Raw genomic sequence first — 7,968 nt, forward strand, 5'->3', positions numbered from 1 at the left:
TCGGCGAGATCGGCAGCCGGGAGGGCGTAAGGAACGGTAGCGCGGGCATTCCCGCCGCTTTGGACGGGCCGAACATGCAGCCTGGCCGGAACTTTTAAGGGGAATGCCCTTTCTTTTCCGAACGGCCGGCGCAAACGTTCTGGCAAAGGTTCGCTGCTCCATGAAACTCGAGGCGAGGTCCGCGTTGGCGATTGCGCTGATTTTGGGAGGGTCGCCCTCGCCGGGCTTTTGTTCCCACCGCTCTTGGCGCGGATCGCGGCCGAAGAGCGGCTCTTGCAATCACAGTTCGGAGCCGAATACGGCGCCTAACGCGCGCGGACTTCCCGGATGATTCCGGGAATCTATTCGCGATTAGGCCGGCTCAGTCCAGGCCGAGGGAGAGGTATTGGGGCTCAAGATATTCCGCGAGGCCCCACTTGCCGCCCTCCCGGCCGATGCCCGACTCGCGGAAGCCGCCGAACGGGGCCTGGGCGGTCGAGGGAAGGGGGTCGTTGATGCCGATGATTCCGTAGGGAATCTCCTCGGCGAAGCGGAGGGCGCGCTCGAGGTCACGGGTCCAAAGGTAGGCAGCCAACCCGGCCCGGCCGCGGCGGGCGGCGGCGAGCGCCTCCTCTTCGGTCTCGAAGGTGCGGAGCGGAGCCACCGGTCCGAAGATCTCTTCCTCCAGGAGCCGGGAATGGGAAGCAACTTCGGCAAGGATCGTCGGGGGGAAGAAAAGCTCGCGGCTCGGACCTCCCAGGACGGTTTTCGCTCCGCGGGCGAGGGCGTCTTGGACGAGTTCGCGGACCTTGCCCAGGCCCTGCACGTTGACGAGCGGGCCCACCTGGGTCCGTTCATCGAGCGGATCTCCCAGCCGAAGGGAGGCGACCCGCTCGGCGAAAAGCCGCGTGAACTCGCGTGCGATCTCCTTTTGGAGATAAAACGCGTTTGCCGCGACGCAGCTCTGACCCCCGTTGCGGAACTTCGCGGTGATCGCTCCGTCGGCCGCCTTTTCCAAGTCGGCATCGGAGAATACGAGGAAAGGAGCGCCGCCGCCGAGCTCGAGGCTGACCCGCTTGAGAGTCGAGGCGCTCCGCTTGTAGAGGCGCTTTCCCACGGGAGTGCTTCCCGTAAAGGTGAGCTTGCGAACGCGGCTGTCGGCTAAAAATGGCGCGGAAAGGCTTTCTGGATCGGAGCTGGGAAGAACTTGGAAGAGAGCCGGCCATCCACCGGACTCCTCCCAGAGCTTGGCCAGCAGAAGGGCGGTGAGAGGGCTCTCCTCGGCAGGCTTGAGCACGAAGGGGCAGCCCGCCGCAAGGGCTGGAGCCACCTTCCGCGTGACCATTGCCGCGGGGAAGTTCCACGGGGTGATCCCGTAGACGGGTCCGACGGGTTGGGAGCGCACCAGGATGCGCTTCTGAGGGTGCTGGCTCGGAACGGTCTCTCCGTAGATCCGCTTGGCCTCTTCGGCGTACCATTCGACGAAGCTGGCCGCATAGAGAACCTCGCGCCTGGCTTCGGCAATCGGCTTGCCCATCTCTTGCGCCATCGTTTGGGCGAGCGTTTCGGCAGCGCGAAGAATCGAGCCGTGCCACTGCCGGAGCAGGTTGGAGCGGACGTAGGCCGTCGCCGATTTCCATTGCGGGAAGATCTCCGCCGCCGACTCGATCGCGATGCGGGCTTCCGCGGCCCCGCAGTCGGCCACCTCGGCGAGAAGGGAGCCCGTTGCCGGGCTTCGCACGGAAAAGGTGCGCGCGGTTTTGACCCAGGAGCCGGCAAGGAATGCCTCGGAGGGAAAGGAAGAGGGGTTATCCATCGATGTCTCCGAATCCTGAAAGCGAGTTTCCCGGCACGTCGTTCTGATTGTCCGGCCGTAAAACGAGGTAAAAGGTGGCCATGTCGCTATCTCCGATCTCGTCCAGCAGCCTCATCCATCTTCGGATCGGCTTCTGCCGTCTCGTTAGCTCCTCCTGCGAGATCGGCGTCTTCTGCTCCGGGTGGAGGGCGAAGAACTGAGAAGTCGCCCAGAGGTTTTTGCCCGCGTCGTACTCCACTTTGGCAATCTGCAATCCGGCTCGTCCCGCGGCAAGGGCCATAGCCTTTGCTGTAAAAACATGAAGATGACGAGGTGGATCCCACATCGCCCAGGAATTGCCGAATTTCCTCCATCCGTAGCTATCCGCGATCGGCGTGCTCACGAGAATCGTCCCGGTCGGCGTAAGACGTTCCTTCAACGTTCTCAGGATCGCCAAGGGCTCCTCAAGATGCTCGATGACATGGTTAAGGATGATCAGATCGAACGACTCTCCCAAAAGGGTGTAATCTCCTTTCTTTAAGCTAATTCCTTCCTCGATCATGTCCTGCCCATGGTAAAATGGATCGACGCCGAAAAGATTCCGAAATCCCCACTCCCGAAGTCGGAAGAGAAAATGGCCGCGCCCGCAACCATAATCCAAAATTCGTGAATGGAGATTCAGGCCTAGCTCCTTGAATCTCCAGAGGAATCCAGGAAAGGCCTTTGCGAAGAGCGGAGGAGGGGAGCCTTTGCCGATCGGGATCGACAGTAAAAGCTCCGTGGCTTTCTCTCTCCAGAAACGGGAGACCGCATTCGTCTTCCTGCTCTCGAATTCCAGGATATTCGTGTGGTAGTCTTGGGAATAAAAATCCGCCAAGTTCGCCGGAATATCTGAAATCTGCAAGCAACCACAGTCTAGGCATTGAAAGTACGAAAACTTTTCAAAGGTTCCTAGAATGGTTTCTTTGGCTACATACAACGCATGTTCCTCTTCCGATCCGCAAATCCGGCAGCGCCGCGTCCTTGTTTTTTGCATCTGTCTCACTTCGTCGTGCGTTTCGATTGGCGATGAGTGGACTCGAGGCAACGGGCGGCTGCAGACGGATCTTCCTCTAGGAGGCCGTGTCGCAGAGAGGTGCTCTCTGATCGTTGTTCGAAAGCGTGGGCGGGGTTGCGGATCGTCTGGTTGGTTAGGCTATCGAGATTGTTTTCGAAGTCGAGCGGGGAGTGATCCGGGAGGCCGCGATCGGAATGGCGCACAAGCGTTCTCCTGCCGCTTGCGCAATCGACCGGTCCGCCTGCTTCCCCGCTCATTCTTCCTAGTCGGTGGGGCGACGGAGGTGGGCGTAGGCGGGTTGCGTCTGCAAACGGCGATCGACCACTCCTCGGCCAACGGTGAAATGGTAGAGGCTCTGCCACGGGAGCCCGCGAATGCCAACGAGATCGTGGAGGCCGTCGTCAAAGTAGCAGCCGATCCCGGTCCCCTGGAGCCCGGCGGCTTCGGCTCCCAGGTAAAGGAGTTGGCCGAGGAGCCCGCATTCCCAAAAGAGACGGGGATAGAACCAGGGTCGCTCTTGGACGCCGGAGAGGTCCGCCAGCATGGCGAGGGCGAAGCAGCCGCCGGAGGCGATGGTCTGGTAGCAACTGATCTTGGCGGCCGACTCTCGGAAGTCTCCCGGGGCGAGCAGGAAGAAGGGGAGAGCCTCCGGAAAGCCGGGAGGAGTCCGCCATGCGAACTCCGGGCGCAGCTCCCGGCGAAGGGAGGCTTCGTGGGCCGGGGAACGGAGGAGGAGGTAGAGCCCGGGGGAGAAACCCTCGACCCGATGGACGAAGAAGAGGAGAGAGACCCGCGGCCTCCAGGGGAGATGGGCGAAGGGGAAGCTGTCCCCCCTGGGCAGGAGCTGGGAGAGAATGCGAAGGAAAGAGTCTCGGGAGATCGACGTTTTCCCGTCCATCGCCATGGCACTCCGCCGCCGGCGCACGAGAAGGCTCGCCCCTTCCGAGGAGAGAGGGGCCATGGGTGGAAGGGCGGGACAAGAGAGGGGTTCTTCGCCCGACCAGCCGCCGGAATAGGCGGCGGAGTCGATCGCCTGTTCCAGGAGCGGCCAGGGGAGGTGATCGGAAGAGAGCTGGTTGGGATCTCCCAGGGGACGCTGGTCTCGCAGAGTGGCGAGAAGGGCTGCGGGAAGCCGAAAGCTTCGGATGGCCCCGTCGAGGCGGGCATTCCGGTTGGGGAAGATGGCCAGCAGGCAGTCGGCATGCTCCGCTTCGGGCCCCTGCTGGTTTTCGACCGCCAGGATGCGGGCGAGCTCGGGCTCGCCGACCGCCGGCAGGAGAAGCGAGCGCCAGCCGCGGATCCGGGCGGAAAGCGCGAGGGTGCCGAGGGCGTGCCCGAGGTCGTGGTGGCAATATCGGAAGGCCCGCTCTCCATATTTCCACGCTTCGCGCCAATAGATCGAGCTCAAGCCGGCGAAGAAGGTTCCCTGAGGCAGGCCGGCCACCAGCTCCTCCCACTGGTCGGCCTCGAGAAGCCGGCGGGCCTCCAGACTGTGCCGAAGAGGAGAATAGTGAAAGATCCCGGCGCTCTGGCTCCCGGGGAGTGGGGGAAGGAGAAGATAGCCTTCGGTTGGATGGAGGTTTCCGCTCGAAGGATTGACTCGGAGCGACCAGGGAGGGGAGTGGAGAGCCTGCTTCCAAGCCGAAAGGGCGAGGCTCTCGTAGAGGAACCGGCTCAGGGAGCGGAGGGAGAGTGGTGAGGGATCCGGAGGCCGATCAAAAAGAAGGTCGTAGCCGGGTCCCGCTTCCTCGGAAGGGAGGTCGAGTAGGGTTTCGGGGCTGCCTTCGAACCGGCGGAAGGGGTCGGGCTGGCTCTCCCAGTCGAGGAATCCGGGGCTGTCCGCGTAGCGTGAAAACGAGTGCTTGGAAGAGGTGTGATAAGCGAGGATCGAGGAGGCCATCGGATGCGTTCCCAAGCTTGGGAAGAAAGGCCCGAAAAGCAATCCTCCCGTCCTCGGACGGATCGGCCGCTTTCTGGCCGGTCGGCCCTATCGGGTGACCTGTCGCCAGTGGAGGCGTTCGAGCAGCGCAGAGGGCATTATCCTCTTGATCCAGCTGGAGCGGCTGTGGCGGAGGAGCTCCCGATCGAGAACTTCCTGACTCGTGAGCCAGTTGACCATCAAGACCCGCCTCTCTCCTTCGAAGAGCCGGTGGCCATGAAAGGAGCGGTCGGATCGGCGAAAGAGGAGAAGGGTTCCCCAATCGGGAGGCAGCTCGACGGCGACGTCCTCGATGTTCCGGCTGCGGAGGAGTCGGAGCCGGCCGCCGTCGGCTTCCCATCGGCTGTTGAGATAGAGGAGGAGCGTGATGATCTTCGTCTCCGAATCGGTGTGGACCTGCCCGTCTCTCGGTCCGCAGCGGCCCCGAACGGTGATCAAAGCGGGCTTGCCGTCCAAGGGAACGGAGAACTTTTGCGAGATGGCGTCGCGAAAGGAGGGAGCTTGAAGATCTTCGAGGAGTGCGGCGAACAGAGGGCCGTAGCCCAGCGTCTGGATCGGGAAGACTCCCGGCTTGTCGATTTTCGGGAACTCCTTTTCGAGAGCCGGGCGAAGCTTCTCGGGCAGGAAATCCCGGACGATGACATATTCAAAGGGATCGGTAACGAAGAGCGACCGGGACAAGGCGTCCATCCCCAGAAGGTTGGCCATGGCTTCCTCCCGTCTCTGCGCAGCCCCGACCGGTGGTGTTCGGGCTGCGACCGCTGGTAATTAAAATCCCGAACCGAACGGCCGACCAATGAATTTGCATTCATGTGTTATGAATGGATCGGTGGGTAAGGGCTGGCCGCCTCCCTTTTCCCCTTGGCCGGCCACGGTCGAGGAACTCGTGGCCCGGCAGGAGACCCTGCGCCAAGAGAGCGAAGAGCCCTGGACACCGCCCGGCCATCCCATTTTGATTGCCGGCTGCTTCGTCTGCTTTTCCCGGAGAAGGGCGGGTGCGGGCTATGCCGGGGAAGCGGGCTGGGCTGCGGCAGCACTCTTGCAATCGACCAGGCTAGTTGGTGTCGGGCTGGCGCGCGGAGTGGCGGGCGCCCGTTATGAGCCGGGGCTTTTGGCCCTCCGGGAGGGACCGCTCCTGGAGGAGGCGCTCGGAAGGTTGCCGGAGAGGCCCGAGCTCATTCTCGTCAATGCGACCGGCCGCGACCACCCGCGCGGAGCGGGCCTCGCGCTCCACTTAGGGGCAAGGTTCGGGCTGCCTTCGGTAGGCGTGACGCGCAACCCGCTCCTGGCCGCAGGAGAGCCGCCGGCGGAGCCGCGGGGATCGCTCTCTCCGCTCCTTCTTGCGGGATCTGCCGTCGCCTATTGGGTGCGCACGCAAGAAGGCAAGGCGCCGGTCGTGGCTCATGCGGGCTGGCGGACGGGGGCGGAGACCGCCGCCGAGCTTGTGCTCAGCCTGACTGCGCGTTACCGCACTCCGGAGCCGCTGCGCCAGGCCCGAAGGCTCGCTCGCGAGAGCCGGTCCGCGGAGGTGTCGAGGACATGTCAAACGGACCGCTTGGGTAACAAGTGATCTGACCGCTTGGGATATTGGATGGTTGTTTCCTTTGGGGTGCTTGCCCTTGCCCCGGGGCAAGGGCAAGGTTCTGCTCCTCTTTTAAGCCGCCTTGGGTTGGTGTAGCTCCAGCGGCTTGCCCTCCGAGTAGTACCAGCCGACGATCCGGTCGTCCTGAACGCAGAGGATCCCCTCCAGGTCAGGCCCTCCGGCCGGGACAAAGACGCTCTCCTCTTCCTTGGGCTTTACGGCCAGGGTGCGGTTATGCCAGGGAAGGAATTTCTTCTGAATGTACTCGTTGGTCACTTCCAGCGTCTGAATGCCCGCGGTCTGGATCTCCCGCGGGAAGCCGCCCCTGTCAGGTGCCGAAGAAGCGCTCCCTAAAATCCGACCCGTAGTTAAGTTAAGAAGGAAGCCACCGGAATGACAGACAAGACAAGCAGACGGATGCGTCGTCGGCAGAGCGCGGAGTCTAAGGCCAAGGTGGTCGTCGCGGCGCTGCGCGAGGAGGAAACGATCCACCAATTGAGCATGGAATTGGGGTGCATCCGGTCGCGGTAGGCCGGCGGTTGGAGTGCGAGAGCCAAGCCGTCAAGTCGGGGGAGCGGGAAAACCGCTGGCTGAAAAGAAGCTCGGCCCTCTCACTTGAAGCCCGTCGGGCCGTGATTCACTGCCCGGGGGAACTGTCCGTTCGCCGCCCGTGAGAGTTGCTCGGTCTGGACCACGGCGGACTTTACGATTACCCGGCAGGTCCGGACGCCCGGCAGATCGCATCGTGGCATCGCCTGGACGAGTAGTTCGGGTTCTACAGAAGGAACGACTGCATCAAGGGACTTGATTGCCGGACGCCCTTGGAAATATGGGAAGACACCCCAAGAGCGAGCCGGGAGGGGACTGGAACGGCTCGGTGCCTCCAACCCCTTTCGATTCGAATTAGGGAAGGAAGAGACGCTCAAAAGATTGGTCTAAAACCGCTTCCACTGGTCGGAGACACGGGAGCAGCTCAACCAACGGAAAAAAGGAGAACTCATGCGCTTGTTGCTCGCCATCCTTCTGCCCTGGCTGCAATTTTTCACGATCGGCCGCCCGTTCGCCGGCGTGATCTGCCTCGTCCTTCAAATTACGCTGGTCGGCTGGATTCCCGCCGCGATCTGGTCGGTCTATGCTCTGAGCCAGTACGAGACGGAGAAGAAGATCGCAAAAGCCCTTGATCCTCACTGAGGCTCTACGAAAGCGCCTTGCTGTGACATCGGCGCGGATGTTCGGAAACGTCCGCGGCAAGCAGTATGCCGACTTTGGATCGGCGGATGATGATTAGCGACGGCGATTGACGCCTATTCACCGCTTGTTGGCTACTTATTGTCCAGTTATTCACCGCGTGACGAAAACCCCGCCTGTTGACGGAATGTATACCTGCCGGAGGGTGTTTTCGGGTATGCCCCGTGCCTCATCCGCTCTTAACTCATCTTCCGCAGGTTTTTGACCATTTTGCTGACGCATCAATGACTTTTGCCCAATTGTGTAGGACCGATATAGTCCACTTTGTGCTTGCGATGTAGGCTACGCATTGGATAATATGTAGGTATGCATTTGCAGGAGGTCCGCACGCGGCGCAACGGGAAGGTCTATTCCTCCTACGTGATCCG

At 62.1% G+C, this 7,968-nt stretch carries 8 protein-coding genes; 3 read left to right on the forward strand and 5 right to left on the reverse strand.

Annotated elements, in window-relative coordinates:
* Positions 1–361 precede the first annotated feature (361 nt).
* The 4 genes from MAMT_RS09285 to MAMT_RS09300 form a co-directional block, all read right to left on the reverse strand.
* A complete protein-coding gene (locus MAMT_RS09285) occupies positions 362–1,795 on the reverse strand; it encodes an NAD-dependent succinate-semialdehyde dehydrogenase (RefSeq protein WP_142660756.1) in 1,434 nt (477 codons plus the stop codon).
* Positions 1,788–2,651: a class I SAM-dependent methyltransferase gene (locus MAMT_RS09290; protein WP_246186626.1), complete on the reverse strand. Its 864-nt coding sequence runs from the start codon at positions 2,649–2,651 to the stop codon at positions 1,788–1,790. The genes MAMT_RS09285 and MAMT_RS09290 overlap by 8 nt, the downstream gene beginning before the upstream one ends.
* A 442-nt stretch (positions 2,652–3,093) precedes the next feature.
* On the reverse strand, positions 3,094–4,731 hold the full coding sequence (locus MAMT_RS09295) for a nitroreductase family protein (RefSeq protein ID WP_142660758.1): 1,638 nt from the start codon (positions 4,729–4,731) through the stop codon (positions 3,094–3,096).
* 87 nt (positions 4,732–4,818) lie between these two features.
* Positions 4,819–5,478 (reverse strand): 2OG-Fe(II) oxygenase family protein, encoded by a 660-nt coding sequence (locus MAMT_RS09300; RefSeq protein ID WP_142660759.1) that lies wholly within the window; start codon positions 5,476–5,478, stop codon positions 4,819–4,821.
* Between the two features lie 121 nt (positions 5,479–5,599).
* Here MAMT_RS09300 and MAMT_RS09305 point away from each other — a divergent pair, with 121 nt between their 5' ends.
* A complete protein-coding gene (locus MAMT_RS09305; protein ID WP_246186627.1) occupies positions 5,600–6,340 on the forward strand; it encodes an endonuclease V in 741 nt (246 codons plus the stop codon).
* Positions 6,341–6,424: 84 nt separating this feature from the next.
* On the opposite strand, the gene MAMT_RS09310 is transcribed toward MAMT_RS09305, so the two are convergent.
* Positions 6,425–6,628, reverse strand: coding sequence for a hypothetical protein (locus tag MAMT_RS09310; protein WP_246186628.1), 204 nt, complete (start codon positions 6,626–6,628; stop codon positions 6,425–6,427).
* A gap of 117 nt (positions 6,629–6,745) precedes the next feature.
* Here MAMT_RS09310 and MAMT_RS11470 point away from each other — a divergent pair, with 117 nt between their 5' ends.
* Complete coding sequence (locus MAMT_RS11470) at positions 6,746–6,883, forward strand: hypothetical protein (protein WP_178087053.1); 138 nt, start codon at positions 6,746–6,748, stop codon at positions 6,881–6,883.
* A gap of 468 nt (positions 6,884–7,351) precedes the next feature.
* The gene (locus tag MAMT_RS09315; protein WP_142660761.1) at positions 7,352–7,543 is read left to right on the forward strand and encodes a YqaE/Pmp3 family membrane protein; all 192 of its coding nucleotides are present in this window, start codon (positions 7,352–7,354) and stop codon (positions 7,541–7,543) included.
* Positions 7,544–7,968 lie beyond the last annotated feature (425 nt).

It is taken from the genome of Methylacidimicrobium tartarophylax, assembly GCF_902143375.2.
Classification (GTDB): Bacteria; Verrucomicrobiota; Verrucomicrobiia; order Methylacidiphilales; family Methylacidiphilaceae; genus Methylacidimicrobium; species Methylacidimicrobium tartarophylax.

Excerpts from the sequence above, each read along its gene's own strand:
- MAMT_RS09315 (WP_142660761.1), top strand. The coding sequence starts at position 7,352 with ATGCGCTTGTTGCTCGCCATCCTTCTGCCCTGGCTGCAATTTTTCACG.
- MAMT_RS11470 (WP_178087053.1), top strand. The coding sequence starts at position 6,746 with ATGACAGACAAGACAAGCAGACGGATGCGTCGTCGGCAGAGCGCGGAG.
- MAMT_RS09285 (WP_142660756.1), bottom strand. The coding sequence starts at position 1,795 with ATGGATAACCCCTCTTCCTTTCCCTCCGAGGCATTCCTTGCCGGCTCC.
- MAMT_RS09300 (WP_142660759.1), bottom strand. The coding sequence starts at position 5,478 with ATGGCCAACCTTCTGGGGATGGACGCCTTGTCCCGGTCGCTCTTCGTT.
- MAMT_RS09295 (WP_142660758.1), bottom strand. The coding sequence starts at position 4,731 with ATGGCCTCCTCGATCCTCGCTTATCACACCTCTTCCAAGCACTCGTTT.